The sequence below is a fragment of the Flavobacterium labens genome (assembly GCF_048286755.1).
Classification (GTDB): domain Bacteria; phylum Bacteroidota; class Bacteroidia; order Flavobacteriales; family Flavobacteriaceae; genus Flavobacterium.
In genome coordinates, this window is the sequence record NZ_JBLVPL010000001.1 from 437,027 (window position 1) to 457,887 (window position 20,861).

At 34.1% G+C, this 20,861-nt stretch carries 20 protein-coding genes and 1 pseudogene; 8 read left to right on the forward strand and 13 right to left on the reverse strand.

Annotation, left to right across the window (positions count from 1 at the left end):
* Positions 1 to 14 precede the first annotated feature (14 nt).
* Complete coding sequence (gene folK, locus ACNQF8_RS01840; protein ID WP_417950565.1) at positions 15 to 1,151, reverse strand: 2-amino-4-hydroxy-6-hydroxymethyldihydropteridine diphosphokinase; 1,137 nt, start codon at positions 1,149 to 1,151, stop codon at positions 15 to 17.
* 138 nt (positions 1,152 to 1,289) lie between these two features.
* On the opposite strand from folK, the gene sppA reads away from it, so the two are divergent.
* Positions 1,290 to 3,050: a signal peptide peptidase SppA gene (sppA, locus tag ACNQF8_RS01845; RefSeq protein ID WP_417950566.1), complete on the forward strand. Its 1,761-nt coding sequence runs from the start codon at positions 1,290 to 1,292 to the stop codon at positions 3,048 to 3,050.
* 188 nt (positions 3,051 to 3,238) lie between these two features.
* Complete coding sequence (locus tag ACNQF8_RS01850; RefSeq protein WP_417950567.1) at positions 3,239 to 5,851, forward strand: AsmA-like C-terminal region-containing protein; 2,613 nt, start codon at positions 3,239 to 3,241, stop codon at positions 5,849 to 5,851.
* Between the two features lie 187 nt (positions 5,852 to 6,038).
* Here ACNQF8_RS01850 and ACNQF8_RS01855 read toward each other — a convergent pair whose 3' ends face one another.
* Positions 6,039 to 6,833 (reverse strand): DUF2797 domain-containing protein, encoded by a 795-nt coding sequence (locus ACNQF8_RS01855; RefSeq protein ID WP_417952787.1) that lies wholly within the window; start codon positions 6,831 to 6,833, stop codon positions 6,039 to 6,041.
* Between the two features lie 94 nt (positions 6,834 to 6,927).
* On the opposite strand from ACNQF8_RS01855, the gene ACNQF8_RS01860 reads away from it, so the two are divergent.
* Positions 6,928 to 8,451: a GH3 auxin-responsive promoter family protein gene (locus ACNQF8_RS01860; RefSeq protein WP_417952788.1), complete on the forward strand. Its 1,524-nt coding sequence runs from the start codon at positions 6,928 to 6,930 to the stop codon at positions 8,449 to 8,451.
* A 12-nt stretch (positions 8,452 to 8,463) separates the two neighbouring features.
* On the forward strand, positions 8,464 to 8,613 hold the full coding sequence (locus ACNQF8_RS01865) for a hypothetical protein (RefSeq protein ID WP_417950569.1): 150 nt from the start codon (positions 8,464 to 8,466) through the stop codon (positions 8,611 to 8,613).
* A gap of 65 nt (positions 8,614 to 8,678) precedes the next feature.
* On the opposite strand, the gene serB is transcribed toward ACNQF8_RS01865, so the two are convergent.
* The 8 genes from serB to ACNQF8_RS01905 all read right to left on the reverse strand — a co-directional run bounded on the left by serB (position 8,679) and on the right by ACNQF8_RS01905 (position 15,569).
* On the reverse strand, positions 8,679 to 9,917 hold the full coding sequence (gene serB, locus ACNQF8_RS01870; RefSeq protein ID WP_417950570.1) for a phosphoserine phosphatase SerB: 1,239 nt from the start codon (positions 9,915 to 9,917) through the stop codon (positions 8,679 to 8,681).
* Positions 9,918 to 10,109: 192 nt separating this feature from the next.
* The gene (locus ACNQF8_RS01875; protein WP_417952789.1) at positions 10,110 to 10,544 is read right to left on the reverse strand and encodes a VOC family protein; all 435 of its coding nucleotides are present in this window, start codon (positions 10,542 to 10,544) and stop codon (positions 10,110 to 10,112) included.
* A gap of 24 nt (positions 10,545 to 10,568) precedes the next feature.
* Positions 10,569 to 11,009 carry an SRPBCC domain-containing protein gene (locus ACNQF8_RS01880; RefSeq protein ID WP_417952790.1) on the reverse strand — a complete coding sequence of 147 codons (441 nt, stop codon included), beginning with the start codon at positions 11,007 to 11,009 and terminating at the stop codon, positions 10,569 to 10,571.
* Positions 11,010 to 11,020: 11 nt separating this feature from the next.
* Positions 11,021 to 11,431, reverse strand: a complete 411-nt coding sequence (locus ACNQF8_RS01885) for an SRPBCC family protein (RefSeq protein ID WP_417952791.1) — start codon at positions 11,429 to 11,431, stop codon at positions 11,021 to 11,023.
* Positions 11,432 to 11,606: 175 nt separating this feature from the next.
* Positions 11,607 to 12,839 (reverse strand): ATP-dependent Clp protease ATP-binding subunit ClpX, encoded by a 1,233-nt coding sequence (gene clpX / locus ACNQF8_RS01890; protein WP_417950574.1) that lies wholly within the window; start codon positions 12,837 to 12,839, stop codon positions 11,607 to 11,609.
* Positions 12,840 to 12,925: 86 nt separating this feature from the next.
* Complete coding sequence (clpP, locus tag ACNQF8_RS01895) at positions 12,926 to 13,600, reverse strand: ATP-dependent Clp endopeptidase proteolytic subunit ClpP (RefSeq protein WP_039108847.1); 675 nt, start codon at positions 13,598 to 13,600, stop codon at positions 12,926 to 12,928.
* A gap of 409 nt (positions 13,601 to 14,009) precedes the next feature.
* A complete protein-coding gene (locus ACNQF8_RS01900) occupies positions 14,010 to 15,335 on the reverse strand; it encodes a trigger factor (protein WP_417952792.1) in 1,326 nt (441 codons plus the stop codon).
* A 105-nt stretch (positions 15,336 to 15,440) separates the two neighbouring features.
* A complete protein-coding gene (locus tag ACNQF8_RS01905; RefSeq protein WP_417952793.1) occupies positions 15,441 to 15,569 on the reverse strand; it encodes a hypothetical protein in 129 nt (42 codons plus the stop codon).
* 209 nt (positions 15,570 to 15,778) lie between these two features.
* Here ACNQF8_RS01905 and ACNQF8_RS01910 point away from each other — a divergent pair, with 209 nt between their 5' ends.
* Positions 15,779 to 16,444 (forward strand): endonuclease/exonuclease/phosphatase family protein, encoded by a 666-nt coding sequence (locus ACNQF8_RS01910; RefSeq protein ID WP_417952794.1) that lies wholly within the window; start codon positions 15,779 to 15,781, stop codon positions 16,442 to 16,444.
* Between the two features lie 271 nt (positions 16,445 to 16,715).
* Here ACNQF8_RS01910 and ACNQF8_RS01915 read toward each other — a convergent pair whose 3' ends face one another.
* Positions 16,716 to 18,260: a CHRD domain-containing protein gene (locus ACNQF8_RS01915; protein WP_417952795.1), complete on the reverse strand. Its 1,545-nt coding sequence runs from the start codon at positions 18,258 to 18,260 to the stop codon at positions 16,716 to 16,718.
* A gap of 294 nt (positions 18,261 to 18,554) precedes the next feature.
* Between ACNQF8_RS01915 and ACNQF8_RS01920 the strand changes: the two are divergent.
* From ACNQF8_RS01920 to ACNQF8_RS01930, 3 genes and pseudogenes are all read left to right on the forward strand, one after another.
* Positions 18,555 to 18,686: pseudogene (locus ACNQF8_RS01920) on the forward strand (DNA mismatch repair protein MutT); the annotation flags it as partial.
* A 68-nt stretch (positions 18,687 to 18,754) separates the two neighbouring features.
* Positions 18,755 to 19,015: a hypothetical protein gene (locus tag ACNQF8_RS01925; RefSeq protein WP_417952796.1), complete on the forward strand. Its 261-nt coding sequence runs from the start codon at positions 18,755 to 18,757 to the stop codon at positions 19,013 to 19,015.
* Positions 19,016 to 19,076: 61 nt separating this feature from the next.
* Entirely contained in the window at positions 19,077 to 19,799 is a 723-nt protein-coding gene (locus ACNQF8_RS01930) for a hypothetical protein (RefSeq protein ID WP_417952797.1), read from the forward strand.
* A gap of 231 nt (positions 19,800 to 20,030) precedes the next feature.
* On the opposite strand, the gene ACNQF8_RS01935 is transcribed toward ACNQF8_RS01930, so the two are convergent.
* On the reverse strand, positions 20,031 to 20,408 hold the full coding sequence (locus tag ACNQF8_RS01935) for a hypothetical protein (protein ID WP_282727439.1): 378 nt from the start codon (positions 20,406 to 20,408) through the stop codon (positions 20,031 to 20,033).
* 57 nt (positions 20,409 to 20,465) lie between these two features.
* Positions 20,466 to 20,639 (reverse strand): hypothetical protein, encoded by a 174-nt coding sequence (locus tag ACNQF8_RS01940; protein WP_417952798.1) that lies wholly within the window; start codon positions 20,637 to 20,639, stop codon positions 20,466 to 20,468.
* Positions 20,640 to 20,861: the final 222 nt, after the last annotated feature.

Here is a 20,861-nt window from a genome sequence, read left to right on the forward strand (position 1 = left end):
ATAGCTAAAGTAAACTATTTTTGAATTTTTAGTTTTATTTCATCTAGAATACACAGATAATCTTCTTGATTTTTTACGAAATCCTTATCAGAAACATCAATGATGAGAACATTCAAATCGGTTTGTGATTTAATATAATCGAGATAACCGCTATTGATTTTATCCAAATATTCCGCTGGGATTTTTTGTTCGTAGCTTCTGCCACGTTTTTTAATATTTTGCAAAAGCCTTTCTGAATTTTGATACAAATAAATGTACAAATCCGGTTTTGGCATCTCTCTGTAAATGATATCAAAAAGATTGCGGTACAAACGATATTCATCTTCAGCCAGTGTTATTTTGGCAAAAATCAAGGATTTAAAAATATGATAATCCGCAACCAGAAAGTCTTTAAACAAATCAAATTGCGCTAAGTCATCCGATAATTGTTGGTATCTGTCAGCAAGAAATGACATTTCAAGTGGAAATGCATATCGGTTCTGATCTTTGTAAAATTTAGGTAAAAAAGGATTATCAGCAAAACGTTCCAATACTGTTTTCGCATTAAAATCCTCAGAAATTTTTGTCGCCAAAGTTGTTTTTCCAGCTCCAATATTCCCTTCAAAGGCAACGTAATTAAATTGCTCTAAAGAAATATTTTGCAAAGGACTTACCAAATCCTGAACGACTTTACAAACACTGTCATCTGGAGATGCAATCAGCAATTCGGCAATATTTTTTTGAAGAATGGGATGTTTCCAATCTAAATTCAAATCTTGAATAGGCAACAAAACAAAATTCCTGTTTTGCATCAAGGGATGTGGAATCTGCAGTTTTTCGGTAGCAATAATTTCGGAATCGAAAGCAATCAAATCAATATCAATCGTACGAGATTGGTATTCTTGAGTTTTGTTTCGCAAACGACCCAATCTTTTTTCGATTTTTAAAACCTGAGTCAGAATTTTATGAGCAGAGGAAAAAGTGTGTAAAACCAATGCACAATTATAAAAAGCATCACTTTCAAAACCCCAAGCCGGAGTTTCATATAATCTGGAGACTTTGATTACAGTACCAATTTCTTGATGTATCAATTCTAAGGAACGCTCGATATTTTCCAAACGATTGCCTTGATTACTGCCTATAGATAAAATGACCTGATGTTGTGATTTCATAATTAGGTGCAAATTAACTAAAAGAATTTTAGAATTAGCAATATATTTGTATCCTGTGTTGATAATTAAACTCGAAAATACCAAACGATTGTTTGTAACATTTCTATCTTTTTTGCGACATATTAAAAAAATATAATTATGAGATTTTTAGGAAATGTATTGGCGACCATTATAGGTATTTTTGTTTTTTTTATGTTGTTCTTTTTTGGAATCATACTCATTGGAGCCATTTTTGGCGGTGAATCTGAAGGCATTACAGTGAAGAATAATTCTGTGATTGAATTGAATTTGGAAGACATAAGAAATGATTATGCCGGAAAATATAAAGATCCGTGGGTGACTATTTTTTCAGAAAACAAAAAAGTAGGTTTATCAGACATTATAAATGCTATCGAAGAGGCTAAATCAGATAATGACATCAAAGGAATCTCTATTTTAAATAACGTTTCTTCGCTGGGAATGGCGCAAAGTAAAGCGCTGAGAGATGCTCTGGAAAGCTTTAAAAAATCAGGCAAATTCGTTATGGCTTATGCCAATTCGTATTCTCAAAAAGAATATTATCTAAATTCTGTTGCCAGCCCAATTTATATCAATCCGGTTGGAGAAATGGATTTCAAGGGATTATCTTCTGAAATTATGTTCTTTAAAGATTTTCAGGAAAAATCAGGATTAAAAATGGAAGTCATCCGTCATGGGAAATATAAAAGTGCTGTAGAACCGTTTTTAGAAAATAAAATGAGTGATGCCAACAGAGAACAAACTACCGCATTATTAAATTCTGTTTGGAATTCTATTACCGCTGACATTTCTAAAAGCCGAAATATATCAGTGGCAAAACTGAACGAAATTGCCAATGGGCTTCTTGCTCGTACTCCGGAAATGGCAAAATCCCAAAAATTAGTTGACATTATTGCCTATGAAGATGTGTATCATAACGCCATCCGTAAAGCGCTTAAAGTAGCTAATGACGAAGACTACAATAAAGTGTCTGTTATTGATTATGCTCAAAAAATAGCTACTACTTCACAAACTTTTGATAGTAAAGACGAAATCGCCATTATTTATGCGCAAGGAGAAATTCTAGGTGGTGAAGGCGATGTGAATGTGATTGGCGAAGGTTCAATGCGCCGTTCGTTACAAGAGGCTCGAAAAAATAAAAATGTAAAAGCTATTGTACTCCGCATTGACAGTCCAGGTGGAAGTGCTTTGACTTCTGATTTAATTTGGAGAGAAATTGAATTGACTAAAAAAGTAAAACCTGTCGTGGTTTCTATGGGAAATTATGCAGCTTCAGGCGGATATTATATTGCTTGTAATGCCAATACCATTTTTGCCGAAGAAAATACAATTACCGGTTCAATAGGCGTTTTTGGAATATTACCTAATTTCACACCATTAGCCACTAAAATTGGAATTCATACCGAACAAGTTAAAACGCACCAAAACTCAGCAAACTACAGTCCTTTTGTTCCAATCGATGAAAATTTCAAAGCAGTTACGTTAGAAGGTGTGGAACACATTTACAAAACTTTTGTTACACACGTAGCACAAGGTCGAAAAATGACATTTGCACAAGTAGATGCTATTGCACAAGGAAGAGTTTGGACGGGTTCAGAAGCCTTAAAAATTGGACTTGTAGACAAAATTGGAGGTTTAGATGATGCTATTGCAAAAGCCGCTTCTTTGGCAAAAGTAAAAAGCTATAGCACCCAAAATTATCCAGAATACGAGAAAAACTTTAATGATCTTTTAGCTAATCTTCCTTTTGCAAAATCTAAAGAAGACTTTATAAAAGAAGAAATAGGAGAAGAAAACTATAGAATCATGCAACAAATAAAAAAATTGCAAGCTCAAAAAGGAGTTCAGGCCTTAATGCCTTTTGAAATTAATATTCATTAAGAACTTTTATAACGCACCAGAAAATCCGTTTAATCAATTGTTTAAACGGATTTTTTTTATTCTATAAAGTTAAATTATTGTTTATATAAAACACCAAAAAATTCAGTCTGTCATAAAAATACTATTTTTGTAAAAGAATAGAAGGCATTATTTTTGTTACATTTCATAGAATCTAAAGAAATTAAATTATGGTAAAGAAAGTTTTAAAAATCATTGGAGTTCTGATTATCCTGCTCGTCGTAACTTTATTTGCTGCTCCTTATCTATTTAAAGACCAAATAAAAGCTAAAATTTCTGAAGCTATCAATGCCAAAGTAGATGCCAGAGTCTCTTTTGCAGAAGCGGATTTAAGCTTATTCAAAAACTTCCCAAATGCGAATGTAACCTTGGAAAAATTAGTCATTATCAACAAAGCTCCTTTTGAAGGAGATACTTTGATTTCACTAGGCGAATTGAATTTAAAAATGTCTATCAAGGAACTTTTTAAAAGCAAAAATGAAGCGATATCTATTGACGGAATCACCTCGAAAAACGGATTAATCAATATCATTTTCAACAAAGACGGAATCGGGAATTATGACATTGCTTTGAAAGAGGAAAAAACTGCAACAGATGGAAAAAGCAGTCCGTTATCATTAAAAATCCAAGAGTATAAAATTGAGAATTTCAAGTTTCGTTATTTTGACGAAAATTCAAAAATAAAAATGGTAATCGACAGTTTGAACCATGAAGGAACAGGCGATTTTGCAGCACAAAAATTAGATTTGGTTACCAAATCTACTGCAAAAGTATCGCTGGATATGGACAAAGTGAATTACATGAACAATGTTGCTTTGACTTTGGACGCCGTTTTAGGAATTGATTTAGAAAAAAGTAAATACACCTTCAAAGAAAACAAAGCTTTAATCAATCAATTGCCATTAGAATTTGATGGATTTATTCAAATGGTGGAAGCAGGTCAACAGTATGATTTGAAATTTAAAACACCAACTTCGTCTTTCAAAAATTTCTTGGGAATTATTCCTGCAGCGTATGCCTCGAGTTTAGACAACGTGAAAACAACTGGTGATTTTACAGTTGCGGGTTTTGCAAAAGGCTTGTATTCTGACACAACGGTGCCAAAATTCAATATTGAAATTGCTTCCAATAACGCATCGTTTCAATATCCTAATTTACCGAAATCAGTTCAAAATATCGTTATTGACACCAAAATCATCAACGAAACAGGTATTCTAAACGATACGTATGTAAACTTGGATAAGCTCTCTTTCAAAATTGATCAAGACTTTTTTAATGCAAAAGCAAACATCCGAAACATCACTCAAAATGCAATCGTTGATGCGGCTTTAAAAGGAACAATCAATTTAGCCAATCTTTCTAAAGCGTATCCTATAAAGCTGGACAAGCCCTTATCCGGAATTTTAAAGGCTGATGTGACTACAAAATTTGATATGGAGTCTGTAGAGAAAAGTCAGTATCAAAACATCAACAATGCCGGAACCATGAGTTTATCTGGTTTCAACTATGTAGATGAAAACGGCAAAACAATGAATATCAGTACTGCTTTAGTTCAATTTAATCCTAGCCAAGTCAATTTGAAAGAGCTGAACGCAACTACCGGAAAAAGCGACATTAGTGTAACAGGAGTTTTGGAAAATTTTTACGGATTTATATTTAGAAACCAAGAATTGAAAGGAAATTTCAATATGAATTCTAAACAATTAGCCGTTGATGATTTTATGACAACAGGTGAAACCACTAAAGTTGGGGCTAAAAAAGCTGACGCAATGAAGATTCCTGCTTTCTTAAATTGTACGCTTACTGCAAAAGCGACTACGGTTTTATATGACAATTTGACTCTCAAAGATGTTTCGGGGAAACTAATCGTGAAAGACGAAAAAGTAACTTTAGAAAATGTAAAAACATCTATTTTCGGTGGAACAATTGGCGTAAATGGAGCTGTTTCCACAAAAGGAAAAACACCAGTTTTCAACATGGATTTAAAATTAAATCAAGTCGATATTGCGCAATCGTTCACCCAACTGGACATGTTGAAAAAAATAGCACCAATTGCCGGAATCATCAACGGGAAATTAAATTCAAGCATCAAATTGAACGGAAATCTTGATGCAACAGAACTAACTCCTGACTTGAAAACGCTTACCGGAGATTTATTAGGACAACTGCTTTCTACGACTGTAAACTCCAGTAATTCCACTTTATTGACCGCTTTAGGATCTAACTTGAAATTCATTGACGTGAGTAAAATCAATTTGAATGATTTGAAAGCGGCAATCACGTTCAAAGACGGAAAAGTAAATGTAAAACCATTTGACATCAAGTACAAAGACATCAAGGCAACAATTGGAGGAACGCACGGTTTTGACCAAAGCATGAATTACAATTTAAAATTTGATGTTCCTGCTAAATATCTGGGCTCAGAAGCGAATGCATTAATAGCAAAATTATCTGCTGCCGATGCTGCGAAATTAGAAAGCTTTCCTATAAATGCTGTATTAGGGGGTAATTTTACAAATCCAAAAATTACAACCGACATCAATAGTGCCGTGACTAAATTGACTACTCAACTAGTCAACCAACAAAAAGACAGACTTGTAAAACAAGGAACATCGGCTTTGACGGATTATATTAATAAAAACAAAAAACCTGGAGATACTACAAAAACAGCAACTCCTATTAAATCAGCCACAAAAGAAGAGGTAAAAGCTAAAGCTACCGATTTACTTAACGGTTTATTTAAAAAGAAAAAGAAAGCAGTAGATACTACAAAAGTAAATTAAGACCGCTTTATGAAGCAAAAAAGAGGAATTTCACCAAGTGAGATTCCTCTTTTTTATTGAATTTTATACTTGAATCTAAACAACGAAACTATTTGCTTTTGAGATTTTACCATTAAGGAATTAAGTTTCATTAAGCTCTAAATCTTAATGAAACTTAATTCCTTAATGGTTAAAAAACCTGTGTTTCTTATACATTAATTGTCACTACATATCCTTCGGAACCACGAATATTAAAAACCGTTCCGTCTTCAAAAAGTAAATATTGCCCTTTTATTCCGGTAAGTTTTCCCTGAAACTGCGGTGTTTTATCCAAGCTCAAACTGTTTACTTTGGTTGGAAACTGTAAAACGGGATAATGCATCTCATACAAATCATTCTTCTGCGAATAAAAGTATTCCTGAACTTCTGTTGGAATCAAATTTTCGACTTTCAATCGCTCCGCAACTAAGTCAATTTGCTCCACATTATTCGTTAACATTTTTCGCCAATTGGTTTTATCTGCATAATGATTTTTCAATGCCACCTCAGTAATTCCTGCTAAATAGCGATTGGGAACTTCCACAATCGAAATCGCTTGTGTTGCGCCCTGATCAATCCATCGTGTTGGCATTTGCGTTTTTCTGGTCACGCCTACTTTTACTTCGCTTGACAAAGCCAAATAAACAATATGCGGTTGTAATTGTACTTTTTCTTCATACGCCAAATCCCTATCCTGAATCCCAAGATGAGCGGTACTCAACTCCGGTTTCATAATCCAATCCCCTACAGCAGCACTTGAATAGAAGCAATCATAACAAAATCCCTGACGAAAAATTTTTTTCTTTTTCCCACAATTCAAACATTGGTATCCCACAAAATTGATTTCGAGTTCTTTATTCAGCAACTGATTCACATTTAAAAAACTATTCTCAAAAACTAAGTAATATTGAATTGGGTTTCCAAATTCGGTTTGCATTTTGGTAAGTACACCTTCGTATGTCATTGTGATTAAAGTTTCGGGTTTAACGCAACAGTTAAACAAATTTTGTTATTTTTGGTAAAGTTATAACTCACAATTCATAATTCATAATTTAAAAATGCCTCTAACCATAATCAATTCGTTTGCCTCTTGGGTTCTCAAACAAAGAATTCATCAGATCGAACTTTTCCTAAAATATCCAAATGAGGTTCAGGAAGAATTGCTTATGAATTTAATTCAGTCATCAAAAAATACTGCTTTAGGCAAAGAATATGAGTATGCTTCGATACATTCCTACGCGACTTTTGCCGAAAGAATTCCTATTTCAACCTACGAAGAATTACAGCCATTGATTGAAAGAACCCGCAAAGGCGAACAAAATGTTTTTTGGGAAACACCTATAAAATGGTTTGCCAAATCAAGCGGAACTACCAATGCCAAAAGTAAATTTATTCCGGTGAGTAATGAAGCCTTGGAAGATTGTCATTATAAAGGAAGTAAGGATTTATTGTGTTTGTATTTGAATAACAACGAAGATTCAGAACTGTTTCTTGGAAAAAGTCTGCGTCTTGGCGGAAGTTCTCAAATCTATGAAGACAACAATACGTTCTTTGGAGATCTATCCGCAATTTTAATCGAAAACATGCCTATTTGGGCGGAGTTCAGCAGCACACCAAGTAACAAAATTTCCCTGATGAGCGAATGGGAAACTAAAATTGCAGCTATTATAAACGAAACAAAAAACGAAAATGTAACCAGTTTCGCCGGAGTTCCTTCCTGGATGTTAGTTTTAATGAATAAAATGCTGGAAGAAACCGGAAAAGGAAATCTATTCGAACTTTGGCCAAACTTAGAAGTGTACTTTCATGGGGGAGTAAATTTCGAACCGTACCGAGAACAGTACAAAAAAATACTGCCGAATAAAGAGTTTCAATATTACGAAATATATAATGCTTCTGAAGGCTTTTTTGCCATTCAGGATCTAAATAATTCCAGTGATTTATTATTGATGTTGGATTACGGAATTTTCTATGAATTCATCCCGATGGATACTTTTGGCACACCTGATCAAAAAGTTATTCGATTAGCAGACGTAGAATTGTTCAAAAATTATGCTTTGGTAATCACTACCAATTCCGGTTTGTGGCGCTATTTGATAGGCGACACCGTACGTTTTACGTCATTGAATCCATACCGAATTCGGGTTACGGGCAGAACCAAGCATCATATTAATGTTTTTGGCGAAGAATTGATGGTCGAAAATACCGATCAGGCTATAGCCAAAGCGTGTAAACTAACCCAAACCGAAGTGGTTGATTACACCGTTGCGCCTATATTTATGGAAGGCAAAGAAAAAGGTGCTCATGAATGGATGATTGAATTCAAAGACAATCCGGCTGATGTATCTCAATTCCAGAAAGCATTAGATGAATCCATACAATCCTTAAACTCCGATTACGAAGCGAAACGTTACAACAACATGACGTTAAATCCGTTAATAATAAATATAGCCCGTAAAAATTTATTTTATGATTGGTTAAAAGACAAAGATAAATTGGGTGGACAACATAAAATTCCAAGATTATCCAATCAAAGGGACTATTTAGAACAACTGAAAAGCATGCAGTTTCAAGCTGTATAAAAAAACGATAAGATGAAAAATACCTTCTACATCTTGATAACACTATTTTTATTGGGTTCCTGCGGACCGCACAGAATGAGTTGTGGTGCCAGAGGGATTTGTAAATCTCCCGAAAAACAAGCATTAAAAAAGCCTGAAAAAGCGTTTACAGTTAAAACATAAAACAAAAAGAGGCTGTCCGAAAATGATTCTGGTACAGCCCTTTTTATTTTTTATAATTATTACAATTACTCTTGCTCCATCATATCAATGTGTCTGTCGTGGTATCCTAAAAGGTATAAAACTCCGTCCAGACCTAAACTGGAAATAGAACTTTCTGCTTTTTCTTTTACCGTAGGTTTTGCATGAAAAGCAATTCCTAAACCTGCTAAATTCAGCATCGGCAAATCATTGGCACCATCGCCAACAGCAATAGTTTGATTGATGTGAATGCCTTCTTTATCAGCAATGGCTTGAAGATATTCCGCTTTCTTTTTACCATCGACAATTTCGCCGAGATAATTACCTGTCAATTTCCCGTCTTTGATTTCCAATTCGTTGGCGTGAACGTAGTCAATCCCTAATTCTTTTTGAAGGTATTTTCCAAAAAAGGTAAATCCTCCGGACAGAATAGCCGTTTTATACCCATAATATTTCAAGGCCTTCATCAAGCGATGCGCACCTTTGGTAATTGGTAGATTTTCAGCAACGTTTTGCAGCACGTCCTCACTCAAACCTTCTAGCAAAGCCATGCGTTGCTTGAAGCTTTCGCTAAAATCGATTTCGCCGTTCATCGCTGCTTCTGTAATGGCTTTTACTTGCTCACCCACACCCGCCAACTCTGCTAATTCATCAATTACTTCCGTTTGAATCAAGGTCGAATCCATATCAAAACATACTAAGCGTCTGTTTCTTCGGTACATATTATCTTCCTGAAAGGAAATATCCACATCCAATGTTCTGGAAATTTCCATAAAACTGGCCGTCATGAATGTTTTATCTACAATGGTTCCTGTAACTGATAATTGTATACAAGAACGAGGAAATTCTTCCTTATCGATAATAGAAACCCTGCCAGTTAATCTTTTGATAGCGTCAATATTCAGGCTTTGGTTGGAGAGAATCCTAGTCACAGCAGCCAATTGCACCGCTGTTAGTGTTTCTCCCAAAATATTTATAATATAGCGTTGTTTGCGTTGTGCTTTTACCCAAATTTCGTAATCCGCAATTGAAATTGGTATGAACTTTACTTTCACACCCAATTCATAGGCTTTAAACAATAAATCTTTTAGAACAGGAGCGGAAGAAGAACCCGCTTTTATTTCAAATAAAATACCTAAAGAGAGTGTATCATGAATATCTGCTTGACCAATATCTAAAATAATAGCATCATAATTCGCCAAAATGGATGTCAAACCTGCGGTTACTCCGGGTTTGTCCTGACCTGAAACTTTTAGTAAAATTACCTCTACATCTTCTATTTGCATTTTATATTTATTTGATTTAGTATGGACAAAAATCGACAATCTGACGTTGATAAAAAAAAATAATGTTCCTTTTTTTAAACAATAACAAATAGTTTAAATTACCCATAAAAAAACCTACCCAAATGAATGAACAGGTTTATTTTTTTGAGAAAAACGCAATCCATAAATATATCAGAACTATTTTAGTATTGATTATTTTTCATTTTCATCAAAATTCACCATCCAACCGATTCCAAACTTATCAGCAAACATTCCAAAATAAGCACCCCAAAAGGTTTGACTCATTGGCATGGTCACCGTTCCTCCTACCGAAAGTCCTTTAAACAATTTGTCTGCTTCTTCTTTACTTTTCGTATTTATAGAAATTGAAATATTTTGTCCAAAAGTAACTTCGCCACTTGCCGAATTACTGTCACTTCCCATCAGGACAGATCCGTCACCAATTGGCAATGAAACATGCATAATTTTATTCCCATCTGCTTCAGAAAGCACTGGATTCCCTTCTGCTGGTGGCATGTCTTTAAATTTTCCGATATAAGGGAATTCCCCACCAAATACTGATTTGTAAAATAGAAATGCCTCTTCGCAGTTTCCATTAAAAACTAAGTATGGATTAATTGCTGCCATGATAGTAATTTTTAAATTAATATATTATTTTTCTTCTGAAAGTTTCTTTACCAAATCTAGTGCTTTTGGCCATGTCGTTTTGAAATAATCGATATACTTTTCGACTGAATCCATTTTTGCTTCTAAAACAGTAATTCCTTTATCTTCGGTCAAACGGTACATTTCACTAGCGCCAACCCATTCTTGAGTCGCATCATCAACAGGTTTTTCCTCAAATTTTTTGATTTCACTCAAATGTTTAAAAGCCATGTATTCATTATCAATTTTCTTGTAAATAATGCTGTTCATTCCGTCTCCGTTTGGAGACAAAAATTGAATTTTACTACCTTCTTTCCAATCGCTTACTGCATAAGACCCTTCACAAAAAATGGAGGTCCATTGTTTGTATGTTTCTTTATTCCATAAAATGCCCCAAACTTTTTCTTTGGGAGCATTTATCTCGATTTTAAATTCCAATGTTGTCATTTTGTTAGTTTTTAAAGGGTTGAATTTTCAACATATTTTTTAAAATTATCCAAAATTGCCTGCCAACCTTGTTGTTGCAACGCTTCGGAATTTTCTGTTTCGGGGTCAAATTTTTCTATAAGCAAGACGCCATTTTTTTGACTTTCAAAAGTGATTTTCACTTTTCTGTCATCGGCAAGTTTATATTCTATCAAAGAAGGATTCACTATATTAGTATAAATCCCTTCGAAATCAAAACGCATTGTACCGTCTTTTGAAGCCATCGTGTATTTGAATTTTCCTCCAACTTTCAAGTCATTTTCTGCAAAAGGAGTATGCCAATCCTCTGAGGCATTATTCCACTTCATGACATGTTCCGGAGCAGTCCATAATTCCCAGACTTTTTCAATTGAAGCATTTATTGTATTTTGTACTGTTATCATTTCTCGATTCTTTTTTAAATTTTGGATTATAAATTTACAAAATATTTGAAATCGGTTCTCTTTTATAATCAAGAATATAACTTTTAAAACATTCCATAAAAAAACCTGCCCAAATGAATGAACAGGTTTTATATTTTTAGAAAAGATTAAAAATTAATCTTTATCCGAATTCAAATTATGATGCAATCTCCAAACGTTTCAATAAGTTTTTATTCAACGTTTCTTTAGCATATTCAACATCAATTTCTAATGTTTTATCATCAGAACTTGGCAGTTCATACATCGCATCCGTTAAGATAGCTTCACATAAAGAACGCAATCCACGAGCACCTAATTTATATTCTAACGCTTTATCCACAATAAAATCCAAGGCTTCATCTGTGATGGTAAAAGCTACCTCATCCATCAAAAACAATTTCTCGTATTGTTTGATTAAAGCATTTTTAGGTTGTGTCAAAATCGCACGCAAGGTTTCTCTGTCTAAAGGATCCATGTGTGTCAATACTGGCAAACGACCAATAATCTCCGGAATCAATCCAAAATCTTTAATATCCTTTGGGATAATGTATTGCAACAAATTGTCTTTATCAATATTATCCACATTTTTAGAAGTAGAATACCCTACGGCTTGACGGTTCAATCGTTTCGAAATAATTCTTTCGATTCCATCAAAAGCACCACCGGCAATAAACAAAATATTCTGAGTATTTACCTCAACAAATTTTTGGTCCGGGTGCTTACGTCCTCCTTTTGGTGGCACATTCACAACGGTTCCTTCTAATAATTTCAATAATGCTTGTTGCACCCCTTCACCCGAAACGTCACGCGTAATAGACGGATTATCACTTTTACGTGCAATTTTATCTATTTCATCAATGAATACAATTCCGCGTTCTGCTTTGGCTACATCATAATCAGCAGCTTGCAAAAGACGTGTCAAAATACTTTCGACATCTTCCCCAACATAACCTGCTTCAGTAAGAACGGTTGCATCAACAATAGCTAAAGGCACATCCAACATTTTTGCAATGGTTTTAGCAACCAATGTTTTTCCTGTTCCTGTTTGTCCCACCATGATGATGTTACTTTTTTCAATCTCAACTTCATCGTCTAATTGCTGTTGCATCAAACGTTTGTAGTGATTGTAAACCGCAACCGACATTACTTTTTTAGTTTGGTCCTGTCCAATAACATATTGATCCAAGAACGCTCTGATTTCTTTTGGTTTTTTTAAAATCAAATCACCAACCAGTTTTGAACTTCCGCTGGATTTTAATTCCTCTAAAACAATTCCGTGAGCTTGTTCGATACATTTATCACAAATATGCGCATTGATACCAGCAATCAACAAATTGGTTTCTGGCTTCTTTCTTCCACAAAACGAACACTCTAATACTACTTTTGCCATTCTTTTAGTCTAATGTCATAAAGTCAAAAGTCGTAAAGTCTCAGCTATGCTTTTGACTTTCGGACTTTTGACTTTCGACTAATAATTTATCCTCTTATTAAAACCTCATCAATCATTCCGTATGCTTTTGCTTCTTCAGCAATCATCCAATAGTCACGCTCACTGTCGTTGTGTACTTTCTCGAAAGTTTGTCCGGAGTGGTGAGAGATAATTTTGTATAATTCATCTTTCAGTTTCAACATTTCACGTAAGTTGATTTCCATATCAGTAGCAACTCCTTGCGCACCACCTGATGGCTGGTGAATCATTACTCTTGAATGTGGCAAAGCCGAACGTTTTCCTGCAGCACCTGCACATAACAACACTGCCCCCATAGAAGCTGCCATACCCGTACAAATTGTTGCTACATCTGGTTTGATGTATTGCATCGTGTCATAAATCCCTAATCCTGCGTAAACGCTTCCTCCAGGGGAGTTTAAATAAATTTGAATGTCCTTAGAAGCATCGGCGCTTTCAAGGAACAATAACTGTGCTTGAACGATGTTTGCGATTTGGTCATCAATTCCTGTTCCAAGGAATATAATTCTGTCCATCATCAATCTGGAGAAAACGTCTAATTGTGAAATATTCAACTGACGTTCTTCAATGATATATGGAGTCATGTTTTTAGGAGTCATTGCGCCTACGATTTTATCGTAATACATAGAGTTTACGCCGTGGTCCTTTGTAGCAAATTTTTTAAATTCTTTACCGTAGTTCATATTTTTTTGTTCTAAGTTTTACGTTATATCTTGTGATTCCATTTAATGCAAAGGTCATACCTCTTTATAAATGATGTCAATATGTCTTATTTTTTAGCCCAGATGGAAGAGAAAAGCTTTTTGAATTCCGTTTTTTAGTTTTTTTATTCTTGCAAAGCGACTGGAAGAAGCTCTTGCAGGAATTTAAAAAACAGAAACGGAAGAAAAAACTTGAAACGTACAGCTGGATTGGCTCCTGAAATTAATTCAAACAAAAGAGCGCCAAAAAATATTTTTTCTGACGCTCAAATATAACTATTTTTTATTGTTTACAATCTGTAATCAAATCATAAAATTTGAAACAACTAACGAAATTGTTTTCCGTTTTTTCAACTTTTGACTTTATGACATTTGACTTTAAGACTAGAATTTATTCTCCGTAAGAAGCAGCAATAAATTCTTCGTAAGTAACTTCTTTAGTTGTTGGATTTGCTTTTTCTTTGAACAATTCCAATAATTTTTCAGCAACAACTTGGTCAGAAAGTCTTTTTACTTCGTCTTGGTTAGACAAAACTCTCGCTACAATTCCTTGAACTTCTTCGTCAGTAGGATTTGTTTGCCCGAATTGTGCCATTTGTTGACGGATATTTTTTGTAGTGAATGTTTTCAAGTCTTCAAAAGTGATTTTGATATCAGATTGAGCCATTGCTCTACCTTCGATCAATTGAAAACGCAATCCTTTTTCAGAACGTGCATATTCTACTTCAGCTTCCTCAGGAGATAATTTTTTCTCACCTACAGTTTGCAACCATTTTTTAAGGAATTCAGCTGGTAAATCAAATTTTGTGCTTTCGATTAAGAACTCAGTAACATCACCTAATAATTTTTGGTCCGCTTGCTGTGCAAATTGATTTTCAGCATCTTCTTTGATTTTTGCTTTCAATTCTTCTAGTGAAGAAACAGTTCCAGCTCCAAACAATTTGTCGAACAATTCTTGGTTCAATTCTGCTAATTCAGCAGTGTTGATTGCCTCGATTGTGAAAGCAACATCAACATCTAAACCGTGAACGTCATCATGACTTACTTTCATCACGTCCATCAATTGGTGGTCGTCTTCAAATAAACCTTTAGTATTTACAGTCACTACATCACCTACTTTTTTACCTATGAACAAGTCAAAAGTCGCTTTGTCTTTGAAAAGATCTGCAGCAATAGTAGTAGCGTTATTAATTCCTTTTTCTTCGTTAATGAATGTTCCAGTCACATCTGAATCTGCAGCAACAACTTCTTGAGGAATTGCAGTTCCAAATTGTTTTTGGATTCTTTCCACTTGACCATCGATTAATTTATCGTCAGCAGTAACTACATATTTCACGATGTCGTTTTTAGCATCTAAGTCTAAAGTGAAGTTTGGCACTAAACCAATTTCATATTCAAAAACCAATTCTTCAGCATCCCAAGAAAAATCTTCGTTTACTTTAGGAAGTGGTGTTCCAAGAAGGTTTAATCTTTCAGATTGTACGAAACGCTCTAGAGCCAAATCAACAACTTTCTGAACTTCTTCTTGCTTTATTGCTTTACCGTATTGTTTTTCAACAAGATCTTTAGGCACCGCTCCTTTTCTAAAACCCTTAACAGTTGCCAAAGGCATTTTTTCGTTTATTCTTTTTGCAACTTGTCCTTTGTAATCCATGTGAACAACAGTCATTACAATTGTTTCATTCACAGCGTCTATTGCTAGTCTTTTGATATCCATCTTCTTCTTTAATTTACATAATAAAATTGGGTTGCAAAATTATAAAATTTTTGCAACCCAAACAAGCTTTTTAGTCCCGAACCTTCGGGATTGAATTTTAGGCAGTTATTTGACAAAATCAAAGGCCGAAAAAGGAAAATAATTTGGGCGTGTCCCTACAGATTGCTTCGTCGTTCCTCCTCGCAACTTTGGGTCAGGCTGTTCGTTATAATCTTTTATTGCGCTACGCTTCATAAAAGGATTTCCACTGCCATCCTTCACGCGAATTGTGGTTTACGACGATATGAAGTTGCTTTGATAGTTTGTAATAATTTATTTATATACTTGAAAAAAGATAAAACCAAAAAAAGTAGCGCAAAGCCAACCAAAATTGGGTTTAAAAGCACTACTTAGTAGCGGATTTATACAAGTTGGCGGACATTGTAAAAAAAAATGACACGAAATTGAAGATAATAACCTGGAATTGTAACGGTGCATTTAGAAAGAAGTTTGAAAGTTTATTAGACTATCAAGCAGACATTCATATAATTCAAGAATGTGAAAATCCAGCAGAATCTAAACATAAAGAATATCAGAATTGGGCGGAAAATTATCTTTGGATTGGTGACACGAAAAACAAAGGACTTGCAGTTTTTGCAAAACCAGAAGTCACTCTTGAAAAATTAGATTGGACAAATAATTTTCAGAATCACTCTGTAAAACATTTTTTACCCTGTAAAGTAAATAATGACTTTGACCTTCTTGCTGTTTGGACACATAGAAATAACTCACAAAATTTTGGTTATATAGGACAACTATGGAAATATTTACAAGTAAACAAAGACAAGCTAAACGGAACTTTGATAGCAGGAGATTTTAACAGTAATGCTATTTGGGACCAATGGGATAGATGGTGGAATCACTCTGATGTCGTAAGTGAATTAAAAGAATATGGAATTGAAAGCATTTATCATGGCTTCAAAGGAGAAGAACACGGAAAAGAATCTATTCCGACGTTGTATTTTCAGAATAACATTGCAAGACCTTATCATATTGACTACATATTTGGACCTGAAAAATTTACTAAACGAACAAAAAAATTGAAATCGGACAAGCTGACAAATGGCTAAAACTAGGTGACCACATGCCCATATTTTATGAAATTGAACCAACTAAATAATTACAACATCAGCTCCGCAAAGTGTTTATTCAAAGAATAAATTTATCGTTTAAGCTGCGCAAAGGTTTCTGACTTTGCGACCCGCTGGTCAAAAACTGTGATCCGTTGTAAATTACCCGTTTTACAATAAGGGCATTTAAGGAAAAGGGTTCAAATTCGTTTTATAAAAAGCAAAAGAGGAATGTTTTACCATTCCTCTTTTACAAACTACAAATTTAAAACTAGTTGGTTATTGTTATTATTCCCGTCATCATACCGTGAAATTCACAGTTGTAATATAAGGTATTAGGTGCATTTGAAGGAACCACGATTTTTACCATTCCATTTACTGCTCCATTACCAGTAACACCTGAATTGTACACATTGGCAGTTCCCGTACCTTGAACAGTATTAATGTAGAAAGGGTGTCCAGGTACATCCACATTAAAAGTATACGTACCGCCTCTTCTTAATGTTAAATTTGGATTACTTGCGTTCGTTAGTCCTTCACCATTAAAAATATAAGATGAAGAACCGCTATTAGTAACTGTGTATGTTTTTGTTTCAACAGTTCCAGCACCGCTTCCAACACTTGAACCAACATTTCCTTGTGCTACAATAGTCGCCATATTAGCTTCGCTCAAGTGTGCATTTACGTAAGCCGCTAATGTTAAGAACTGAGTGTACGTTACTGCGGCTCCTCCTACTAAGGTTGCTACTTGTGTTTTACTAATTCCGGTAGTCCCATTTACTGGATTCAAACCCGCTATGATATTTCCACCCATAACTACATTGTTTTCATGTATGTGCGCCGGGTGACTCGCACCTGCAGTTGTTCCAATCAATTTGATGGTTACTAATGTAGTTAGGTTTAGACGCTCTGCGAACTCTACAGTACCACTAATTCCTGCAACGTCTTTTTGAGCTAATACATAACTTACTTTTTTTCCTGTTAACTCATTTTGGCCAATATCGCCTTGAGCAACAAGAGTTCCTAAATCAGTAGTACTTTGATGAAAATTGATGTATCCGTTAAAGGTTAGTAATTGGTCATAACCAAAAGCAGTTCCGTTATCTAGTTTAGAGATATTTGTAACGCTTAATCCTGAACCTCCTGTTACTGGTTTGAAAGAAAATACAATTCCACCACCTTGAGCTGCTGTATTGGCATGAATGTGGCCTGGGTGTGAAGCACCATTTGCAGTGTTTTGCAATTGTACAACTGCTAATGCTTCTCCGTTTACTCTTTTAAAGAAAGTAGCAGTTCCCGAAATTGCTGGAACAGCAACGCTTCCCAAAGGATATACTTTAGAAACTCCAGTAAGTTGGTTTTGCCCTATGTCTCCTTGCGCAACAAGTGTAGCTAAGTTACTTGCACTTAAATGAACATTGATATACCCATCAAAATTCAATAGTTCTTGATACATTATTGCAGTACCGTTATCTAATGCTTTGAATGTAGTTGTACTTTTTCCAGTCGTACCGTCAACTGCTTTTAATGTAAGTGCAATATCACCACCTTCAGCAGCGGTATTCAAATGAATGTGTGCTGGATGTAAAGCTCCTGCAACAGTATTTTTTAATTCTAATTCTACGCTTAGTGTTGCATCACTTTTTTCAATTATGGTAGCCGTTCCTGTTACGCCAGAAGTTCCTACTGCGCCTAATTGATAGACTTTGAAGTTAACTACAGTTGGCGCAGGAGCATCATCTTCATTGTCACAAGCAACAAAAAATAGAGAAATACCCATTACCAATAGCAATAATTTTACTTTAAGATGTTCCATATTGTTTAACTTTTTATAATTAATGTTAAACAAATATATAAATATTTTTATAAACTCGGTTAAAAAATTTTAAAAAAAGTAAACTAAAACACTGATATTTAAAGTTCTGTATATAAACAAACCCATAACTGCGTCACAAATGCAAAATTGCAACATAAATTATATTGCTCTAAAAAACAAGATCGTATATTGTAAAAAGTAGCTACATTCGCTATATTATTGGATTTTTAGCAACAGCAGCGAATAGTTGTACAGAAACATTCACCATAATTTAATTACTGAAAATTTCTCCAAATGAAATCAATTTATAAACTAGCCTGGATAGAATTGCAGAACAAATCGATACTGTCGACAAAAAGTTTTGCGAAAAACAAATATTACATTCCTGGAGGAAAACGGGAGAACGATGAAACAGATGCTCAAGCTAGCACGAGCGTCCCGCTCGTGACTTAAACAAAAGCAGGAATGAAAATTAATCTAAAAAATATTAAATAATGAAAAGTGAATGGATTGCAAAATACGAAGAAACCGAAATTAAAATAACTAATAATTGGTTTAGTGGTGAAAAACTTTATGTAAATAATGAACTGCAAGACGAACAATTAAGTTTTATTACACCCAGTAATATGACCGGTAATCTAATTAACAAACAAGGAGAAAAGCTGAATATTAAAACAAATATTTCAGGTTTCTTTTCTGTAAGCTGCAGATTATTTATTGACAACCGAAAAGTAGAATTAAAACAAACTAAATAGAAAAAAATTTGGACAGCAACGGGGAGAAACGCTATCAACAATGTCGTCAAACTTAACATCTATGTACACAATCAACACTAGAAGATCATTAATATTTATACCTATTACTCTATTAATAGTCTATTTTTGTGCTGGAGTTTTTTATAATCCAGCACATATAATTTATATTAAACCTTTTATAATTCCAACTTTTATAATTTATGCCGTATTGAGTAATTTTGAGAAACTTACTCTAAATTATTATTTATACGTTTTTTTCTTTTATCTAAATGAGATATTACTTTTGTTGTGGGAAGATGCAATACCGCTGTACAGAACTGCATTAGTGGCATCCTTCTTTTGTTATTCAGCAATAATAAATTTAGGCTACAATTCAATCAAAACTAAAAAACTTTACACGATACCAAAAGGATTTTCACTTTTTATATTAGTCATAAATTGTGTGTTTTTAGTAGCAATCTTATATGTTTTAATGTCTATTATTGATGATAATTTTCTTAACATCATTTTGATTTTTAATGCAATAGTAGCCGTATTTCTTGGAATTACAGCAGTTTTATATCTGGGAAAATTTGGAAACAAAAAAGCGTATTATTACTTTTTTGGTGCATTTGCTTTAATTTTTAACGATATTTTTGCCGCTATTGGAACTTATTTTATTGAAGATGTAGTTTTGAACACCTTTGATAGAATATTGCATTTCACTTCGTTTTATCTAATTTATCGATTCATTATAAATGATAAAAAAAAGGTTGAAAATCTTTCGACAGATTCTCAACCTTAAACTTTATTATCTTTAATTTTGTCCACAATTTCAGGGTTCAATAAGGTAGCGGTATCCCCAAAATTAGAAAAATACCCAGCTCCGCAAAGTGTTATTTCAAATAATAAATTTATCGTTTAAGCTGCGCAAACGCCTATGACTTTTCTCTCCATAAAAATGCCTCCAAATAGCTTTTGACTTTTTGGAGGCATTTCATTTTAACCAATAAAAAATAGCTTTTTTTTAAGGCGATTAGTTGAACTGTGCAGCCACATATTCAATTAAACTTTCATCATCCATTTTATTAGAAGTACTTTCTTTAGTCTCAACATTTTTATACTGTGGAGTCTCATTCAAATATTTAATAAATTGTTCTTGAGCAGTACCCGTTCCTGTTACATGCAATTCATCAACATTTTGCATATGAGCAGTAATGTTTTTGAATAGTTTATGAAGTAAATCTCTTTCAGCATTGTTTGCTGCGTTTTCGCTTGAATTACGACCTTGTCCGTCAACTTTTTCGTGACCTAATATTACGAACTCACCTGAATCTACATTTTCTCTTCCTACAATAGTTGCATGATGTAAATCCATCCAAACACCAAATTGTTTTTTGTTTTTCTCTGACATTATTATATATTTTTTATATTAATACTTATTTCTCATCCTAGCATCATTTCTAATTATTTAAACTCCTTTTACAGTTGTTCCTACTCCCAAAACAAAGAAACCAACAAGCAATAGTGTGTAATTATGTTCTGTTAAAACCTGAACATCTATGAAATGTCCAATAATTCCAAGTATTCCGAAAATCAACCCTATAATCCAGGTGATTTTCTTTGGTGCTGAGGGGTTATTCATCTAAATAGTTTAAAAGATGGTTCAAATAATTTGATACTAAGAAGCAAAAATAGCCCTATACATTGGCAAAAATGTAATACAATTTTTAGTAATAATTGTATAATTCACACATTTCCAACAAACAAGCTGTGCAATCGTCTCTTTGCGACCACAATAATGAGCAAATAATAACGTGAGTGTAAAGTGTTACCGGCAGATAGGAATTGGCACGAAGTCTTGCAA